The sequence below is a fragment of the Alcaligenes faecalis genome (assembly GCF_041521385.1).
Classification (GTDB): Bacteria; Pseudomonadota; Gammaproteobacteria; order Burkholderiales; family Burkholderiaceae_B; genus Alcaligenes; species Alcaligenes faecalis_E.
On the sequence record NZ_CP168006.1, the window covers coordinates 2,067,784 to 2,086,160 of the forward strand.

Sequence of the window (18,377 nt, forward strand, 5' to 3'; positions counted from 1 at the left end):
CGGACCGTGTCAATTGACAGCAGACCGGACAAATTTTACTTCCGGTCTTTGACGCTTAAATCTCGTTCACTCCACCGTCACACTCTTGGCCAAATTCCGTGGCTTATCCACATCTGTGCCACGCGAGCAAGCCGTGTGATACGACAGCAGTTGCAGTGTCACGGTATGCAGGATGGGAGATAACTTGCCGTAGTGTTCGGGCATACGAATCACATGTACACGCTCACTGCTGCCAATGCGGGTATCGGCGTCGGCAAACACATACAGTTCACCGCCGCGTGCATGAACTTCTTCAATATTGGATTTCAGTTTTTCCAGCAGTTCATCGCGTGGGGCAATGGTGACGACCGGCATCGCTTCGGTGACCAGGGCCAAAGGGCCATGTTTCAATTCACCAGCCGGATAGCCTTCAGCGTGAATGTAGCTGATTTCTTTCAGCTTCAGCGCGCCTTCCATGGCGATGGGGTAATGCATGCCACGGCCCAGGAACAAGGCGTTTTCCTTGCTGGCGAAACGATCTGCCCATGCCATGATTTGTGGCTCCAGAGCCAGCACGGCCGCGATGGCGGTGGGTAGGTGACGCAGGGCTTTCAGGTAATCCGCCTCTTGCTCATGACTCAAATGGCCTTTTACCTGAGCCAAGGCAATCGTCAGCAGAAACAAGGCAGTCAATTGGGTGGTAAAGGCTTTAGTGGAAGCCACACCAATTTCCACGCCAGCGCGGGTGATGTAGGACAGTTTGCACTCACGCACCATGGCACTGGTGGCCACGTTGCAGATGGTCAGGGTCTGTTCCATGCCCAGACTGCGGGCATGCTTCAAGGCGGCCAGAGTATCGGCGGTTTCGCCAGACTGGGAAATCGTCACCACCAAAGTGCGCGGGTTGGGCACGCTGTCGCGGTAGCGGTATTCGCTGGCAATTTCCACATTGACGGGGATTTTGGCCAGCGACTCAATCCAGTAACGGGCTGTCAGACCAGCGTAGTAGCTGGTGCCGCAAGCCAGAATCAGCACATTGTCGATGTCCTGAAAAACCTTGTAGGCCTGGTCGCCAAACAACTCGGGGGTGACGCTTTCAATGTCTTGCAAGGTATCGCCCACAGCGCGGGGCTGCTCGAAGATTTCCTTTTGCATGAAGTGGCGGTATGGGCCCAATTCAGCGGCGGCGGTGTGCAGATGTACGGTGTGTACCGGACGATCAACGGAGCGGCCGTCCTTGTCCATGATCCACACTTTATTGATCTGCAGATCGATCACATCACCGTCTTCCAGGTAGATGATTTGATCAGTGGTTCCGGCCAATGCCAGGGCATCCGATGCCAGGAAGTTTTCATTCTGGCCCACGCCGACGACCAGGGGCGAACCATGGCGAGCACCCACCACGCGATGTGGCTCGTCCTGACAGAACACGGCGATGGCATAGGCCCCGGTCAAGCGACGAATGACTTGTTGCACGGCCTCGAACAGATCGCCGTTGTACAGATGGTCGATCAGGTGGGCGATTACTTCGGTATCGGTCTGGCTCTCGAACACGTAGCCAATGCTTTGCAGCTCGGCGCGCAGTTCGTCATGGTTTTCGATGATGCCGTTATGCACCAGCGCAATACGTGCTTTGCCCTTGCCGGAGAAATGCGGGTGAGCATTGTGAGTAGCAGGCGCGCCGTGCGTTGCCCAGCGTGTATGAGCAATGCCGGTAAAGCCTTGCAGACGATCTGCCTTGACCTGTTCTTGCAGCTCGGCCACGCGTTGTGTACTACGTGCCCGCAACAACTGGCCCTGCGCATGAACAGCAACGCCGCAAGAATCGTAGCCCCGGTACTCCAGGCGCTGTAGACCTTCCAGCAGCACGGGAACAATATCGCGTTGCGCGACCGCGCCAACAATTCCACACATAGCCAACTCCTGTTCATGGCCCCTTTTGGTGGGCCAGCTAATCAATTCAATCCGCTTATTCTGATCTGAAATACAAAAAATTTTATGTCTATTTTTTTATTAAAATGAATTAAAATTTCATTTAATAATCGATATGAAAGAAAACCAAATTTCATTTTATTTAACGGAATTTTATTTCATCATAGATAGATAAACATTGTCATGATTGAACTGGACGAGCTGGACTTACGCATTCTGGAGCAGTTGCAAAATGATGCTTCCATCAGCAATCAGGAGCTGGCTTTGCGCGTGCATGCCTCTCCCCCAACCTGCTTGCGGCGAGTGCGTCGTTTAAGTGAACAAGGGGTAATTCGCAAACAGGTCGCTTTGCTGGACCCGGCACAACTGGGCCCTAGTTTGACGGCAATTGTGGAGATTACGCTGGACCGTCAAGGTGAAGAATATCTGCAGCAATTCGAGCGTCTGATGGCACCGGAACCAGCGGTAACGCAATGCTATCGCGTCTCGACCGGGGTGGATTTCATTGTGATTCTGCAGGTCAGCGATATGACGGCGTATCACAAACTGGCTCATGCCTTGTTCACTGGCCAGGCGAATATTCGCAACATTCGCAGCTTCTTTTCGATCCATCAGGCCAAGTTCGAGACACGAATACCGTTGCCTTCACCGAAGGGATAAGCCGCGTTCAGGCTCGTGCGCGTTGTTGCACCAGTTGCTGATACAGGCGCAGATACCGCTGCACCATAACGGCAGGATCATGCTCCTGCTGCACCCAGCGATGTGCCAATGCGGCTTGTTGCCGCGCTGCTGTTGGATTGCTCAAGGTGTCGTCCAAAGCCTGGGCAATCGCTTGTGCATCCCCAACCGCGCATAAAGTACCGCGCCCATTGTCCAGCAGCTCGCTCAAGCCTCCGGCCATCGTGGCCGTAACGGGAACGCCGTATACAAAGGCATCCAGAACGCTGGAACCCAAGGCTTCATGACGGGAGCTCAGAACAAAGCCGTCCATCAAGCGATAAGCCTGTTCAGGACGGGCTTCAAAACCCGCCAGCTTGTAGCAGCCTTCCAGGCCCAACTGCGCAATCAGTTCCTCTGCCGCCGAGGACTCAGAGCCAGGCGCACCGAAATGCAAAAACACAAAGTCCTGCCGACGCTGATACAGAACATGAATCGCACGAATCAGGGTCAAGGGATCTTTCTCTGCCGTCAGTGCTGCCATCGTCCCCAGAACGTGCAAGCCCTGTGGATTCCAACGCTGCCGCAAATGGTTCACATAGGTTTCATCCCGCTCCACGTATTCAATGGCGCTGGGGATCACGTCTACAGAAAAACCCAGGCGACGCGGCTCGGCTGCCGCTGCCTGGCTGATGGCGACCAGGCGGTCCGCCTTGCGCCACTTCCAGCGCGTGCGGCGCTCTTTGGAGCTCAAGGGACTGCTGGCCTGCCGACCATTACGTTGCTCGATACGTTTACGATCAACCGGAAACGCCGTACGGCGCGTAAAAACCACCCGCTTGGGCAGCCAGAAGTGCAGCAAGGCCAACCAGCTCATGCAGGACGCGGTTTGGGAGTGAACGATATCAAAACCACGACCGTGCACCAGCAAATAGCGCAGCGCGGCACCCACAGAGGCACACTCTACGACGCTCAAACCCTGCTCTTTGGCACGCTTGGCCAGCTCTTCATCACGCCGAGCCAATAGGCTGACCTGATGACCGGCCTGCTGCATCTGCTGGAGGCTCAGCAAGGTTTGCCGTTCGCCACCGCGCCAACCACGCTCGAAATTAAGCTGCAGAATGCGCATGGCAAGAATCCAGAATCAGCCCATCCGGGCACTGTGTGCCGCAAGCGCACGCAGCAATGCTCCCCTTGCGATGCAAAGGGAGGGATGCCAAAGATGGGCTAACACACATCAAGACTTGCGAACCGGGCGCTTCCAGCCGGACACGCTGCGCTGTTCCGAACGCGACAAGGTCAGTTGATCGTCCGGTGCATTGCGCACCAGCGTCGTCCCTGCTCCAATCGTTGCGCCACGGCCTACCGTCACGGGGGCCACCAACTGGGTGTCCGAACCGATGAAGGCGTCGTCACCAATCACGGTGCGGAACTTGTTCACACCGTCATAATTGCAGGTGATGGTACCCGCACCAATATTCACGCGCTGCCCCACATCGGCATCACCGATATAGGCCAGATGATTGGCTTTGGACCCTTCGCCCAGTTGGGTGTTCTTGATCTCCACAAAGTTGCCCACATGGGTGTGATTGGCCAGCACAGCACCCGGACGAAGGCGGGCGTAAGGGCCAATACGGGCCTCTTCACCAACCTGGGCTTGTTGCAGATGGCTGAAGGCTTCGATTTGCGTACCGGCACCAATCGTCACGTCGCGCAGCACGCTATGCGGACCGACGCGCACGCCGTCTTGCAGCACAACCTTGCCTTCAAACACGCAACCCACATCAATGAACACATCCCGGCCACACTCCAGTGTGCCGCGCAGATCAAAGCGGGCCGGATCGGCCAGCGTCACGCCTTTTTCCAGCAAGCGACGGGCTTGCTCGGCTTGCCACAAACGCTCCAGCTCGGCCTGTTGAATGCGGCTGTTCACACCCAAGGTTTCCCAGCCAGCAGCCGGTTGAGCCGCTTGCACAGGCACGCCATCGGCAACCGCCAAAGCGATGATGTCGGTCAGGTAGTACTCGCCTTGGGCGTTGTCGTTGGTGATGCGGGTCAGCCAGTCTTTCAGGCGCGCCGTCGGGGCTACCAAAATGCCGGTGTTCACTTCTTTCACGGCACGCTCGGCTTCGCTAGCATCCTTGTGCTCGACAATGCGTTGTACGGTGCCGTCTTCACCACGAATGATGCGGCCATAGCCAGTAGAGTCTGCCAGCGTTTCGGTCAGCACAGCCACACCTTGGCCACGCGCTTGCAGCAAGCGGCGCAAGGTGTCGGCCTGGACCAGAGGGACGTCGCCATACAGAACCAGCGTAGCGTCATCTTCCTGGTCGCCACCGACCAGTTCAGGTACGGCCTGTTGCACAGCGTGGCCGGTGCCATGCTGTGGTTGCTGCAAGGCAAAGGCCAGCTCAGCCTGTGCGAAGGTTTGCTGAACGCGCTCGGCGCCATGCCCCACCACGACCACAACTTTTTCCGGCTCCAATTCACGCGCGCTGTCGAGCACGTGGGCCAGCATGGACTTGCCGGCGATAGGATGCAGTACTTTGGGCAGGTCAGACTGCATACGCTTGCCCATGCCTGCTGCCAGAATCACGATATTAAGCATAAAAATTTACCTACTAGGTTGGTCGATCCGTTTTTTTGGTACTACTTTTGGTGCTGCGCGTGGCGGTTTTTTTAGCCGCCGTTTTGGTGGCCGCTTTAGCTGCCGTTTTAGTCGCTGCTTTCACAGCCGTTTTTACCGGCTTGGCCACTGCCGGAGCACTGGTCTTGGCAGAGGTCTGGGCATTGGCCGCCGCCGGTTTGGGGGGCTTGGCCGAGCCAGCCGCTGTAGCCTTGCTCGCTTGCTGACGATAGCTTTCTACTTGCTGCATCGATGCGGCAGTAGCGGTCGCCATGGCATCAAACTGCTGTTGCAGCATGTTCCACCACGCTTGCGCAGCGGGGTTCCCTGCACCGGCTTCCTGCTGGGCACCGGGCTGTTTATCTTTTGGAGCATCCTGCTGGGCAGCCGCGTCGAGCTGTGGCGACACTTGTTGCGGCTGGGGCTGTGCCGATGCGTGCTGCGGTGCCGTTTGCGATGCTGCTTCAGGCTTGCTGACCCCAGGCTTGGCATCCGCAGTACCAGCAGCACTGGCGGCGCTATCTGCGGCTGTGGCCCCTGCCGCCATGGGGTTGAAAGCCATGAAGGCTTCAAACGGATTTTTGCCGCCAGCCGCCTGCGTCCCTTGCTGTGCCATGGTCTTGATGGCCGCCAGGGTGGATCGCTGAATCTCCAGACCCTGAATGGTGGTGCCCAACATCGACAGGTTCAGTTGTAACCAGCTCTCCACGGCGCGCAAGTCACGAATACGGCGATCCAGATCATCGGCGGACAAGCTGGGCATCATGCCCGAGCTCAAATCGCCCGCCCCGCCGCTGGCCATGTTCTTCCAGGCCTGCGCCATCATGTCCATGCTGCGCAGCAAGGGGTTGTTGCCGCCGCCCAGGGCATTGAAATCAGGTATACCAAAAGGATTCGGGTTCATGCGTCGCTCCCATCAGGTTGGTGCCTGCCCGGTGATTCCCAGGTTCAGGCCGGCTGTTCCAGATGCTGCTTGATGCTGTCGATCAGCACCACTTGCGCTTCCAGGGTGAACAAATCTGCTTCTATCATTTGCCAGGCTTCATCCAGCGTCAATAAGCGAAACTCACTAACCTCGCCGTCCATATTTCGGGGCCGCACATCATCGGCCAGCACGCAATCGCTGACCAGGGCGTTCTCCACCTGATAGCCTTCCGGCAAGCGGCGGTGCATGCGCAAGGACACGCGCAAGGGGGTGCAATGGACCAACACGGACTCGGGCAGGCCCGCTTCTTCATAACTTTCGCGTATGAGAGAGGTCTGCAACGATTCACCGCTAACCGCCAATCCCCCGACCAACGTGTCCCACATATTCGGGTCTGTCGACTTGGTGGGTGAACGACGCGCGGCCCAGATTCGGCCATCCGTAGACCAGCCATTCAAATGCACCGCCTGCGTCAAAAAACCCAAGGGCCGCACCGCACCGCGTTCAATACGGGACAGACATTGTCCTTCTCCAACCACGTCCAACAACTCGTCACGCCAGGCACGGATACAGCCGCCTTCCTGCAAACGCAAGGCGACCTGATCCAGGACCTGAGCCAAGCTCAACTCCTGGCTGGGGCATTCGCTCAGACGCAAGACATCTTCTTCAATCGAGACCCCAGGCAAAGGCTCGATACAACGCGCGGCCTTGGGGGTGATCCATCCCGCCACGCGCCCATCAACAGTGACAGGACGGCTGCCCGGCGGGGGCAATTGTTGCAGTTGACTGGTCAGGCTGACCATGCGCTGACGCAAGGCCTGGATAAGCGATCGGTTCTGGAACAAAGTCATAGTCGGCGATTGTAATTCAAGCCTTGCCCCATTACGGCTTTTGTAGCGTTTAGTCCAACCTTGTCGTCTAGGGACATACCCTGCCCTTGAAGGCTAAAGCAAGTTCTATATAATTTCCGTGAACAAATAAGCAACTAAAAACTTCGAGCGGGCCAGCACTGAGGGCCTGCTAACACTAAAAGGAGCTTCACACTGGCTGGTGATTGAGCAGCAGGCTAGGCGTACAGGCCGCCGCGTGGGGTTCCACGCAAGGCTTGAGCAACAACGTATGCTGCTCAATCACCAGCCAGCCTGAAGGGTGAGTAGGCAAACGCGCACCTACCTGCGTTGCGAATGCTCGCCGTGGCCCCACCATGGCTGCGCTTCGCGTCTTGCCATTCACGCGTTTGCATACTCATGTGAGGCTCCTTTTAGTGTTAACAGGCCCTAACTGCAACAAGCCCGCCACTGCAACACAGCAGTTTCTTCCAGCGTTGGATTTTTCGGAGCGTTGACGCAGCCGAACCCCGGTTTGGCATGGCAACACCAAAAGAGGGACAACAATGAAGATGTGGAGAAGTTTATTTGCTCTGACCGCCTGTTCGACGGCAGGGCCTAGCCTGGCTCAGGTCACCAATATGGAAGGTGGCCCCCGTGTCAATCAGCTCAATTTGCATAACGGGGTGACCCCCATCGCCCAGGACATTGCCTGGCTGCACTGGATGATGCTGATCATCTGTACCATCATCTTTATTGGCGTGTTCGGTGTGATGTTCTATTCCATCATCCGGCATCGCAAGTCCAAGGGCGCGATTGCCGCCCGCTTTCACGAGCACCTGGGGGTGGAAGTAGCCTGGACCATCATCCCCTTTCTGATCGTGATCGGCATGGCATTGCCTGCCACTAAAACCGTGGTGGCCATGAAGGACACCAGCAGCGCCGATCTGACCGTCAAGGTCACGGGTTATCAGTGGAAATGGGGCTACGAGTATCTGGATGGCCCGGCCACCGGCGTGAAATACCTGTCCAACCTGTCCACCCCCCGCGCCCAGATTGAAGGTCGCGAACCCATTGGCCCCAACTACCTGATGGAAGTGGACAAGCCGCTGGTAGTCCCGGTTAACAAGAAAGTGCGCGTCATGCTAACTGCCGAGGATGTCATTCATTCCTGGATGGTGCCCGAGTTTGGCGTCAAGCAAGATGCCATCCCTGGTTTTTTGCGCGATACCTGGTTCCGTGCAGACAAGGTCGGCACCTACCGCGGCCAATGTGCCGAACTGTGCGGCAAGGACCATGCTTACATGCCCATTGTGGTGCAGGTGATGGCGCAAGACGACTATGACACGTGGGCCAAAGAGCAGAACGACTTGATGACGGCCCAGGCCGACGACCCCAATAAAGAGTGGACCAAAGACGAGTTGATCGAGCGCGGCCAACAGATCTTCGCGCAAAACTGCGTGGCTTGCCACCAAGCCAACGGCAAAGGCATGCCCGGCACCTTCCCTGCTTTGGATGGCGATACGAAGTTTGTACTCGCCCCCATGAAAGGCCAGATCGACACCGTACTAAATGGTCACCCTGGCACCGCCATGGCCGCTTTCCGCAATCAACTTAACGACGTTCAGATTGCAGCGGTCATTACCTACACACGCAACGCCTGGGGCAACGCGGGCAAAGGGCCTGATCCTGTCGTAATGCCCGCCGACGTCACGGCACAACGCTAAGCCAGCGCCCGCCGCCATCACACTATCAATCCATCCCTGACTACGGCCAGGGGGAGTGCAGCAAGGAGTCAAGCATGAGTAGCGTCACCGTCGACCATGTAGCGAACCCGAGCGGACATGATGATCACCATCATGCCCATGCCACCCCTAGCGGCTGGCGTCGCTGGCTGTTCGCCACCAATCACAAAGACATCGGGACCATGTACCTGATCTTTTCCTTTGTGATGTTGCTGGAGGGCGGCGTGCTGGCCTTGCTGCTGCGTACTGAACTGTTCCAGCCGGGTCTGCAGTTTTTCCGGCCCGAGCTGTTTAACCAGTTCACCACCATGCACGGCCTGATCATGATTTTCGGCGCGATCATGCCGGCCTTCGTAGGATTTGCCAACTGGATGATTCCGCTGCAGATTGGCGCATCGGACATGGCCTTTGCCCGCATGAACAACTTCAGCTTCTGGCTGCTGCCCGTGGGCGCGATTCTGTTTACCGCGTCCTTCTTTGTGCCGGGCGGCGCGCCTGCCGGTGGCTGGACCATGTATGCACCGCTGTCCTTGCAGATGGGCCCTGGCATGGACTTCACAATCTTTGCGGTTCACATTCTGGGCGCGTCCTCCATCATGGGGGCCATCAATATTGTGGTGACGGTATTGAATATGCGCGCTCCCGGCATGACGCTGATGAAAATGCCGCTGTTTTGCTGGACCTGGCTGATTACCGCGTACCTGCTGATTGCCGTGATGCCCGTGCTGGCCGCTGCCGTAACCATGCTGCTGACCGACCGCCACTTTGGCACTCACTTCTTTAACGCCGCCGGTGGAGGCGATCCGGTTCTGTACCAGCACATTTTCTGGTTCTTCGGCCACCCCGAGGTCTACATCATGATCTTGCCGGCCTTCGGGATTGTATCGGCCATCGTGCCTGCCTTCTCGCGCAAGGCTCTGTTTGGCTATGCCTCCATGGTGTATGCAACCGCCGCCATTGCGATTCTGTCCTTCCTGGTCTGGGCGCACCACATGTTCACCACCGGGATGCCAGTCACTGGGCAGTTGTATTTCATGTACGCCACCATGCTGATTTCCATTCCGACCGGGGTGAAAATCTTTAACTGGGTAGCCACCATGTGGCGCGGTTCGCTGTCTTTTGAAACGCCCATGCTGTTTTCCATCGGCTTTATCTTCGTGTTCACCATTGGCGGTTTTACCGGCCTGATCCTGGCCGTGGCTCCGATTGATATTGCGGTACACGACACCTATTACGTGGTGGCTCACTTCCACTATGTGCTGGTAGCCGGATCGCTCTTTGCCCTGTTTGGTGGTGCCTACTACTGGCTGCCCAAGTGGACAGGCCGTATGTACAACGAGCGTCTGGGCAAGATCCACTTCTGGTCCACCATGATCTCGTTCAACGTGACCTTCTTTCCCATGCACTTTCTGGGTCTGGCAGGCATGCCACGTCGCTATGTGGACTACGCCGGTCAGTTCACGGATTTCCACCAGATTGCCACCATTGGCGCCTTCTGGTTCGGCCTGTCGCAACTGCTGCTGATCTACATCGTGATCCAGGCCGCTCGCGGTAAAGGGGAAGTGGCCAGTGCCAAGCCCTGGGAAGGCGCGGAAGGCTTGGAATGGACGGTGCCCTCGCCCGCTCCGCATCACACCTTTGAAGTCCCCCCTGTCGTCAAGTAACACTGGAGGAACGCCCTATGACCCCCGAACAACGCCGTCGCAACCGCCGTCTGGGACTGCTCCTGGCCGTGTTCGTCATTGCCATCATGGCCTGGACTTTTCTAAAAGGCAGTCAGTTTTTAGGACAGTGATATGGATGACGATTTTCGGGACCTCACACGGCGCAAGCTCAGTTTTTTCCAGACATTGAAAGCCATTGCCTGGGGTTTTTTTGGAGTCCGTCGTGGCCGTGACCATGAGCAGGACATTGCCAAGATCAATCCGGTCTATCTGATTATTGCCGCCTTGATCGCCACGGTTGTTTTCGTTGTGGGCCTGATTATGGTGGCCCGCTGGTTCATTGGTCAGGCCGGCTGAACCCTGGCCGGATACTGTGCCCCAGGGCACATGACCCGAAGGAGAACACTATGCATGTCGAGACTACGGCTCACCCGTCCAAGGCGCCGTATTACTACGTCCCCGGCTTGTCAGGGCACCCGGTACGCGCCAGCCTTTCCCTGTGCCTGACGCTGCTGGGCGCGGCGACCTGGATCAATAACTGGCCGGGCGGTTTCTGGGTGTTCCTGGTCGGGATTCTCAGCTTCCTGCTGGTCCTGTTCTTCTGGTTCAGCGACGCCGTGCGTGAATCCGAAACGGGCCTGAACAGCACACGCGTAGACATCTCCTATCGCTGGAGCATGTCCTGGTTCATCTTTTCTGAGGTCATGTTTTTTGCCGCCTTTTTCGGGGCGCTCTGGTATACCCGCGAAATTTCCACACCGCTGTTAAGCGATCTGGATCATCGCGCCCTGCTCTGGCCGGACTTTACCGGGACATGGCCCAATCAGGGGCCAGCGGGCACGATCGCTCCGTTCCAGACAGTTGGCCCACTATGGTTGCCAACGATCAACACGGCTTTGCTGCTGACCTCGGGCGTTACCCTGACCATCGCTCACCATGCACTGCGCGCCAGCAAGCGTAGCAGCGCAATCTTCTGGCTGTTCATGACGGTCGCACTGGGCTTTGCCTTTGTGGCCTGCCAGGCCTACGAATACCTGCACGCCTACGCCGAGCTGAACCTGAAGTTCACCTCCGGTGCCTATGGGGCCTTGTTCTATATGTTGACGGGTTTTCACGGCTTTCACGTGATTATCGGCGCCACCATGCTGACGGTGATGCTGATACGGCTGATGCGCGGCCACTTTACCGCCGAACACCACTTTGGTTTTGAAGGTGCCGCCTGGTATTGGCACTTTGTGGATGTGGTGTGGCTGGGCTTGTATCTGTACGTGTACTGGTTCTAGTGATTCATGCCCCAGGCCCGCTTGCTCGGGCCTGGGTTTTACTTCAGGCCACAGGCACGCCAGTACTGTCAATCCAACCCAGATAATGGGCCAGCAACACAAACAGGAACAAGGCCACGGACAAGCCCACTCGCCAGGTCAAGGCATAGGCCATGCGACTGGAGTTGCCCCGGTCCCGCATCAAATACACCAGAGCCGAACCCAGCGACACAATAATCCCCAGAAACACGATCAGGACTAACACACGCATTACGTCTCCCCCGCTTCAGGTTGAATGGATGTCCAGCAACAATTCTCGTTCTTCTTCGACTCGACCCCTGCTTGCCCTGGTTTGTCTGGGTTTGCTGATGTTGCTGTTCATTAGCCTGGGGCGTTGGCAACTGAGCCGCGCACAGGAACGTCAAAGCCTGGCACAACAAATAGAACAAGGCCGCCAGCAAGCCCCCCTCCATATTGATTCCCAGGCCAGCCTGGATAAAGGCGCCTTGTGGCAGTCTGTCGCCGTGCACGGCTCCTGGCGCAGTGAGTTAACTGTACTCCTGGATAATCGCAATTTCAAAGGTAAGCCGGGCTACTGGATTGCGACTCCTTTTGTGCTGGACGAAGGTGATCTGGCAGGCTCCAGCCTGCTCGTACTCCGGGGTTGGCTGGCTCGCGTACCGGGACAAGCGCCTAGCGTGCCGGATGCCCCATCTGGCTCCGAGACCATCTCCGGAGAATTGCTGGAACGCGTGCCGCGTCTGTTTGAACTAGGCAGCAGCCCCTTGCCCGAGCACTTGCCCAGCCCTTCTGGTACGCCCCCTGTGGTGCAGAACCTGGCCCTGGAAGATCTGCGTAGCCGCATTGATCTGCCTGTACTGCCCCGTGTGCTGGCCCAGACCGCCCCCGCCTCGCAATTGCAAACCAACTGGCCCGACCCGAATATCGACTTTGAAAAGAACCGAGGCTATGCCCTGCAATGGTTCGGTTTTGCCCTGATTGCCCTGTGTGCCTGGATCGGTGTAGCGTGGAAATGGCTACGACGCTCCAGACCCAACTTTGCCCCTACAAGGAAAACCTGACGTGGACACGACTCAAACCCCTGCCCGCCCGCGTTCCCTGACTCCGTTGTATCTGCTGCTGGCAGTCAGTCTGGCACCGGTACTGTTTGCGCTGGCGGCCTACTACATGCCTTCGTTGGGGCTACGGCCTGAGCAAAGCAATGCCTATGGTCAATTGATTGAGCCACAACGCAGCGTACCTGAACAGGCAGCACTGCCCCTGCAGACTCTGCAAGGGGAGGACTTTGATCTGCAGTCCCTGCGGGGCCGTTGGGTACTGGTCAGTGCCGACGAGAGCGCCTGCCCCGAAAGCTGCGTGCGCAAGCTGTTTATCCTGCGCAACTCCCATGCCAGCCAGGGTAAGAATGTGGACCGACTCGCCCGCGTCTGGTTTGTGACGGACCAAGGCCAGCCTTCAGCGCAAATTCTGGAAGCCTATCTAGGCACTCATATGCTGCGCGCCGATCCGAGCCAGTTGGCCGAGTTTCTAGCCCCTGGAACCGACAGCAGTGCTGCCGAACAAGCGGTCAAAAATGGCATGTGGATCATCGACCCCAATGGCAATTTAATGATGGTGTTCCCCGGTGATGCCGACCCTATCAAAGTTCGCACCGACATACGCAAACTGCTGAACAACTCACGCATCGGATAAGTTTATGGCCGATATCCGCCAACGCTACCGCAAACTGGTCTACCTGACCTGGTTCCTGACCTTGGACCTGATCATGTTCGGCGCGTTTGTCCGTCTGACCGATTCGGGCCTGGGCTGCCCGGACTGGCCCGGTTGCTATGGCAAACTCTCGCCGCTAGGCGCGAGCGCACATATCGAACAAGCCTATCAAGCCATGCCTTATGGTCCGGTCAGTTGGAGCAAGGCCTGGATTGAAATGATTCACCGCTATGTGGGCGCGGCCTTGGGCATGCTGATTATTGCCATCGTCTGGATGGCCTGGCGGCATCGTCACACCTTGGGCCATTCGGCTCGGCTGGCCCTGTTCACCTTGCTGGCCGTCTGCGTACAAGGAGCCTTTGGTGCCTGGACCGTGACCCACAAGCTAATGCCTATTATCGTCACCACCCACTTGCTGGGCGGCATGAGCGTACTGGCCTTGATGACCTGGCTGGCCGTACGCGAGAACCCCGGCCCGCCGGTGTCTCCTGTCACCCGCCGCTGGCGACCTTGGCTGATTGGTTCCTTCATTCTGCTAACGATTCAGATTGGCCTGGGTGGATGGGTCAGCACCAACTATGCGGCGCTGGCCTGCATGGACTTTCCGCAATGCCACAGCCAATGGATACCCGAGATGGATTTACATGGCGGGTTTTCGCTGTTTCGCGCACTGGGCGAGCTGCCTTCTGGCGAGATGATTTCCCAGGCCGCGCTGACCGCTATTCACTGGGTTCATAGAAACATGGCCTTTCTGGTGTTTCTGGTTCTGGGTTCCGTTGCGTGGAAATTACGCGCCGATCCCGTACTACGCCGCCCGGCAACGTTAGTCCTTTTGTTGCTGTTGGCCCAGCTCATCACGGGGTTAACCACGATCTTTTTCCAGTGGCCTCTTTTGATTGCCGTCCTGCATAATGGGGGAGCTGCCGGTCTCGTTTTATGCTGCGTCACCCTGTTGGTACGGCTTTCCCGCAAGTCGACTGTCCCCCAAGGAATACAGTATGACAAACACCGCTACCCTGGCTCCCGCCTCGCTCCTGCGCCAGTATCTGGTACTGACTAAACCACGAGTCACCCAACTGGCTGTTTTCTGTGCCGTCATCGGCATGTTTCTGGCTGCTCCCGGCCTGCCCGATCCGGGTACGGTGGTCGCAGGCACGCTAGGCATATGGATGCTGGCGGCTGCCGCCTTTGCCATCAATTGCCTGATCGAAAGCCAGATTGATGCCCGCATGCTGCGCACCGCCCGACGCGGTACGGCACGCGGCACCATTACCCCACCCCAAGTGCTGGCCATGTCTGGTTTGCTGGGCGGCATGGGCATGCTGGTGCTGTACTACTGGGTGAATCCACTGACCATGTGGCTGACCCTGGCCACCTTCATTGGTTACGCAGTGATCTATACCGTGATCCTCAAACCCCTGACCCCACAAAATATCGTCATCGGTGGTTTGTCCGGTGCTATGCCACCCGCCCTGGGCTGGGCTGCCATTGCCAACGCCGTCCCGGCTGAAGCCTGGTTGCTGGTGCTAATTATCTTCATCTGGACGCCCCCACACTTCTGGGCATTGGCGCTCTACCGTCAACACGACTACCAGCGCGCTGGCCTGCCCATGCTGCCCGTCACTCACGGCAAAACATTTACGACACTACATGTACTGCTCTACAGCTACATCCTGATGGCCTCCAGCCTACTGCCTTTTATCATCCGCATGAGCGGCCCTCTGTACCTGGCTACCGCCCTTTTGCTGGGCGCACGCTTCATTCAATACGCCCACCAACTGCACCGCCACTATAGCGATGAACTGTCCCGTAAGCTGTTCCGCTTTTCCATCATTTATCTGGCGGTTCTGTTTGGGGCGCTGCTACTGGATCACTGGGTGCGCTTGATCTGATCAACACCAGGATGTAATACGTAGACTTTTGGGACATGTTGAAAAAAACACGACTTTTCGACATGTCCCAAAAATATGTCTACCGCTTGTACACATACGCCGGTTTGAAGCTATCCACCCGTTCAGTGACGGTAATGGGCGAACGGGCCGAATCCCAAACCTAGTAGAGCAAGGAATTGCACAACGGCAAACCGCATCAAAAATACTGAAAGATCTTGTCGCCTTGAAAATCCTGAACGAAGTCACTGTCGGGCGCGAAAAGGTCTTCATCAATCTAGGCTTGATGGCCTTGCTAAAGGGAGACAACGCCCGCTAAAAGCAGGCGTTGTCTCTACTCAACTTTCTTGCGTCTTAGGTGGTAACGGCGGCCCCACGAAACTCTCCGCCTCACTCAAAGCATGCGCCAAACCAAACAGCGGTGGCAGCTCTTCGTGCTGGCGTTGGCCGGACTCGAACTCTTGCCACACTTGATACGCGCGTTGGCGCTGTCGCACCACGGCCTCGATCTTTTCACTGAAAATGGGGTCTTTGCCACGCAAGGCATCGAAATCGCGCTCGGTTAACATCAGCAGGCGGCTATAGCCCAGGGAGCGTACTTCACCTGCATGGTCGCTATGTTCCACGACATTGACTTCGCCAATCGTCTGCCCTGTCCCCAATTCCACCAGACTGCCATCGGGCAAGGTCAGCTCCAGCGCCCCGGAAGCCACAAAGAACATGACGCGCATACCGCCGTAGCGCAAATGAATTTTCTGGTCCGGCAGGGCCAGACGCGGACGCAAGCGCCGAGCCAGATCTTTTTTAGCCTGCTCGGAAATGCCATCGAATATAGGCACTTGGGCAATCAGCTCCATGGCACTCATGGTCATGTCCAGGGTGGGACGTTCCTCCAGATAGCGCCAGCGTTGTGTGATCTGTTTAACCAGATCCGCGTACATTTCGCTGGTAATCAAGGAGTGCGACAGCATGGTGCGGTAATGCGCCCGTTCTTGTGCCGCCGCCACCCGTGCCAGATAGGACTCCTGCAACCACTGCGCGAACACCGGGTATTGCAGCGTCAAAGAATGCAAGGCGTCTTCCAGTTGAGACAGTCGCAGTTTATGAGCCTGCACAATCGTACCTGTGGCCTGTTGTCCCAATAAGGGCGTCAGTTCAGTTTCGGCAAACCGTATCAGACGCTGGGCCACAGACCGCTTGGCAATCAAGTTCGAGAAACGCTTGTCCAGTTCCCGGACCAGCCAACCTTGCCGGCCAAATAGATAATGCAAGCGCAAGGCGTAACGAAACCCCCGCGAGTAACGCAGGTCCGATGCAATGGCGGCCTCAAAACCAGCCAAACCCGCCTGACGCACCGTATCGTTCATGCGCTCGGCCCGGCTTAACAAGGACTCGGCTGTTTTCCAATCCACAATCTGCGATTTCAACTGCTCGTAAAACAGCTCCACTTCACGGGCCGACAAAATCGCCATGCCCATTTTTACCTTCTGTGCTTCGGTCAGGCTTTGAATCTGACCCGACGCCACACCGGCCTGACTGGCCTCAAACACCGTACACAGGCGCTCAATAACTTGTGGTTTGATTTGCTCTTGTCGACCCAGCTCCTCGGTCTTGTCGCGCAGCTCTTCCAGGGCCAGGCTCACCGCCTGATCGCGCAGGTGACGCTCCAGAGGAGTCAGTTGGTTCAGACCCAAACGACGAATCAAAGGCCGCAGACTGATCCCGTTCACAAACAAGGTCAGCAGCACAAAGCCGGTGGTGGCCACGCCGATGAACTGGCGCACATCATGCGGGATCGCGTGTTGCTCGGTGACGGCCAAGGCCAAGGCCAAGGACACCGCACCCCGCAGGCCACCCCATAAAATCACCACCCGATAGGGGCGATTGACTCGGGTGCCAAAGCGAGTGCGCCCCAGCAAGGGCAGCACGGCAAACACCATGACAGCCCGTGCCAGCAAGGTCACCACAAATAGCAAAACAACCAGGCCAATCTGCATCCAGGTGATTTCAGCCATCAGGCGCGGAATCAACATGGCAGCAAACAAGAAGATCAAGGAATTGGCCAGGAAGCCCATCTGGGTCCAGGAGCTGCTCAAGAGTTCAAAGGTCGCGGGCGACATGCGGGTGCGGCCTGTGGAGCCCACCACCAAACCGGAAATGACTGTGGCAACCACACCGGATACGCCCAGATAGTGCTCGGACACAAAAAAGGCCAGATACGCCAAGGCGATGGTCAGTGTCACCTCCGCTGCGGGCCAGCCTCGTAAAAGCACGAACAGACCACTGGCCAGACGCCCCATCAGGAAACCCGCCACACCACCGCCCAAAAAGCTGAACAGAAAACTGCCCAGCACGGTGCTGCCACTTAATTCGCCACCGCCAGTCAACACCGCCAGCAACACCGAGTACAGGGCAATGGAGGCCGCATCATTGAACAGGGCCTCGCCCTCGACCAGCGTGGACAAACGTTTAGGCGCACCCACTTCACGGAAGATACCCACCACCGCAACTGGGTCTGTGGTGGCCACAATGGCACCCAGCATCAAACAGACCACCAACCCATAGGAAGAGACCACATTCAGGGCGTAGCCCACGGCAAACGTACAGACCACCACAGCCACAATAGCCATCATCAAGATGGCGCCTATATCGTCAAGCAAGCGGCGCAGGTTCATGGCCAGCGAAGTCTCGAACAGCAAGATAGGCAGGAACGCGTAAAGGAAGGTCTCGGAGGAGATGTCGAAGGCTTGCAGGGTGCTCAGAAAGTCCGACACCATCTTGGGTGCCCAGGCATGCAGGTGCAACAGGATGCCCAGCGCAAAGCCGATCAGGGCCAAGAGTACAGAGTACGGCAGTCGCAAGCGTCCCGCCAAAGGCGGCATAAAGGCAACCAGCCCCAACAGGCCTGCCAACCCAAAAACAAACTGCCCAATCTGCATCGCGACATCCTTTGTCATCGGCATTGAGTCTACCGGCATGTACCTACGCATTCAGGCATGGGCAGGCCAGATCGACACGGAAAATCCCCCCGCTTTCCGCATAAGGCAGAATAGCGCCTTTTCCCCGCATCACAGCCGCCGAACTATCTTTTTCTCGCAAAATTTACGTTTTTTGCTCAATGAAAAGCCTGGAGAAATAGA

The 18,377-nt window shown here is 57.2% G+C and carries 18 protein-coding genes; 11 read left to right on the plus strand and 7 right to left on the minus strand.

What is annotated here, in order from left to right; all coding sequences use genetic code 11:
- Window positions 1-66: 66 nt before the first annotated feature.
- Window positions 67-1,893, minus strand: coding sequence for a glutamine--fructose-6-phosphate transaminase (isomerizing) (gene glmS / locus ACDI13_RS09330; RefSeq protein ID WP_316989839.1), 1,827 nt, complete (start codon window positions 1,891-1,893; stop codon window positions 67-69).
- 201 nt (window positions 1,894-2,094) lie between these two features.
- On the opposite strand from glmS, the gene ACDI13_RS09335 reads away from it, so the two are divergent.
- Window positions 2,095-2,571 (plus strand): Lrp/AsnC family transcriptional regulator, encoded by a 477-nt coding sequence (locus ACDI13_RS09335; RefSeq protein ID WP_316989840.1) that lies wholly within the window; start codon window positions 2,095-2,097, stop codon window positions 2,569-2,571.
- A gap of 7 nt (window positions 2,572-2,578) precedes the next feature.
- Here ACDI13_RS09335 and ACDI13_RS09340 read toward each other — a convergent pair whose 3' ends face one another.
- The 4 genes from ACDI13_RS09340 to ACDI13_RS09355 form a co-directional block, all read right to left on the minus strand.
- On the minus strand, window positions 2,579-3,697 hold the full coding sequence (locus tag ACDI13_RS09340) for a glycosyltransferase family 4 protein (protein WP_316989841.1): 1,119 nt from the start codon (window positions 3,695-3,697) through the stop codon (window positions 2,579-2,581).
- Between the two features lie 108 nt (window positions 3,698-3,805).
- Window positions 3,806-5,176 (minus strand): bifunctional UDP-N-acetylglucosamine diphosphorylase/glucosamine-1-phosphate N-acetyltransferase GlmU, encoded by a 1,371-nt coding sequence (glmU, locus tag ACDI13_RS09345; RefSeq protein WP_316989842.1) that lies wholly within the window; start codon window positions 5,174-5,176, stop codon window positions 3,806-3,808.
- Between the two features lie 13 nt (window positions 5,177-5,189).
- Window positions 5,190-6,098: a PhaM family polyhydroxyalkanoate granule multifunctional regulatory protein gene (locus tag ACDI13_RS09350; RefSeq protein WP_316989843.1), complete on the minus strand. Its 909-nt coding sequence runs from the start codon at window positions 6,096-6,098 to the stop codon at window positions 5,190-5,192.
- 44 nt (window positions 6,099-6,142) lie between these two features.
- A complete protein-coding gene (locus tag ACDI13_RS09355; protein WP_316989844.1) occupies window positions 6,143-6,970 on the minus strand; it encodes a DUF4743 domain-containing protein in 828 nt (275 codons plus the stop codon).
- Between the two features lie 542 nt (window positions 6,971-7,512).
- On the opposite strand from ACDI13_RS09355, the gene coxB reads away from it, so the two are divergent.
- From coxB to ACDI13_RS09380, 5 genes are all read left to right on the plus strand, one after another.
- Window positions 7,513-8,673, plus strand: coding sequence for a cytochrome c oxidase subunit II (gene coxB / locus ACDI13_RS09360; protein WP_316988205.1), 1,161 nt, complete (start codon window positions 7,513-7,515; stop codon window positions 8,671-8,673).
- A 74-nt stretch (window positions 8,674-8,747) separates the two neighbouring features.
- Window positions 8,748-10,355, plus strand: a complete 1,608-nt coding sequence (gene ctaD, locus ACDI13_RS09365) for a cytochrome c oxidase subunit I (protein WP_094198059.1) — start codon at window positions 8,748-8,750, stop codon at window positions 10,353-10,355.
- Window positions 10,356-10,372: 17 nt separating this feature from the next.
- Entirely contained in the window at window positions 10,373-10,486 is a 114-nt protein-coding gene (locus ACDI13_RS09370; RefSeq protein ID WP_219003578.1) for a cytochrome oxidase small assembly protein, read from the plus strand.
- 1 nt (window position 10,487) lies between these two features.
- Window positions 10,488-10,712, plus strand: a complete 225-nt coding sequence (locus ACDI13_RS09375) for a DUF2970 domain-containing protein (RefSeq protein WP_316989588.1) — start codon at window positions 10,488-10,490, stop codon at window positions 10,710-10,712.
- Between the two features lie 50 nt (window positions 10,713-10,762).
- A complete protein-coding gene (locus ACDI13_RS09380) occupies window positions 10,763-11,638 on the plus strand; it encodes a cytochrome c oxidase subunit 3 (protein ID WP_094198061.1) in 876 nt (291 codons plus the stop codon).
- Window positions 11,639-11,681: 43 nt separating this feature from the next.
- Here the strand turns inward: ACDI13_RS09380 and ACDI13_RS09385 are convergent, their stop codons facing one another.
- The gene (locus tag ACDI13_RS09385; protein WP_316989589.1) at window positions 11,682-11,888 is read right to left on the minus strand and encodes a twin transmembrane helix small protein; all 207 of its coding nucleotides are present in this window, start codon (window positions 11,886-11,888) and stop codon (window positions 11,682-11,684) included.
- Window positions 11,889-11,916: 28 nt separating this feature from the next.
- Between ACDI13_RS09385 and ACDI13_RS09390 the strand changes: the two genes are divergently transcribed.
- From ACDI13_RS09390 to ACDI13_RS09410, 5 genes are read left to right on the plus strand one after another with little or no spacing between them, the layout of a single operon-like run.
- The gene (locus ACDI13_RS09390) at window positions 11,917-12,699 is read left to right on the plus strand and encodes an SURF1 family protein (protein WP_108728370.1); all 783 of its coding nucleotides are present in this window, start codon (window positions 11,917-11,919) and stop codon (window positions 12,697-12,699) included.
- A 1-nt stretch (window position 12,700) separates the two neighbouring features.
- Window positions 12,701-13,330 carry a hypothetical protein gene (locus ACDI13_RS09395; RefSeq protein WP_316989590.1) on the plus strand — a complete coding sequence of 210 codons (630 nt, stop codon included), beginning with the start codon at window positions 12,701-12,703 and terminating at the stop codon, window positions 13,328-13,330.
- A gap of 4 nt (window positions 13,331-13,334) precedes the next feature.
- Entirely contained in the window at window positions 13,335-14,408 is a 1,074-nt protein-coding gene (locus tag ACDI13_RS09400) for a COX15/CtaA family protein (RefSeq protein ID WP_316989591.1), read from the plus strand.
- Complete coding sequence (gene cyoE / locus ACDI13_RS09405; protein WP_316989592.1) at window positions 14,347-15,240, plus strand: heme o synthase; 894 nt, start codon at window positions 14,347-14,349, stop codon at window positions 15,238-15,240. Before ACDI13_RS09400 ends, cyoE begins: the two co-directional genes overlap by 62 nt.
- A 28-nt stretch (window positions 15,241-15,268) precedes the next feature.
- Window positions 15,269-15,556 (plus strand): Fic family protein, encoded by a 288-nt coding sequence (locus ACDI13_RS09410; protein ID WP_316989593.1) that lies wholly within the window; start codon window positions 15,269-15,271, stop codon window positions 15,554-15,556.
- 19 nt (window positions 15,557-15,575) lie between these two features.
- On the opposite strand, the gene ACDI13_RS09415 is transcribed toward ACDI13_RS09410, so the two are convergent.
- Window positions 15,576-18,176, minus strand: a complete 2,601-nt coding sequence (locus ACDI13_RS09415; RefSeq protein WP_316989597.1) for a cation:proton antiporter — start codon at window positions 18,174-18,176, stop codon at window positions 15,576-15,578.
- Window positions 18,177-18,377: the final 201 nt, after the last annotated feature.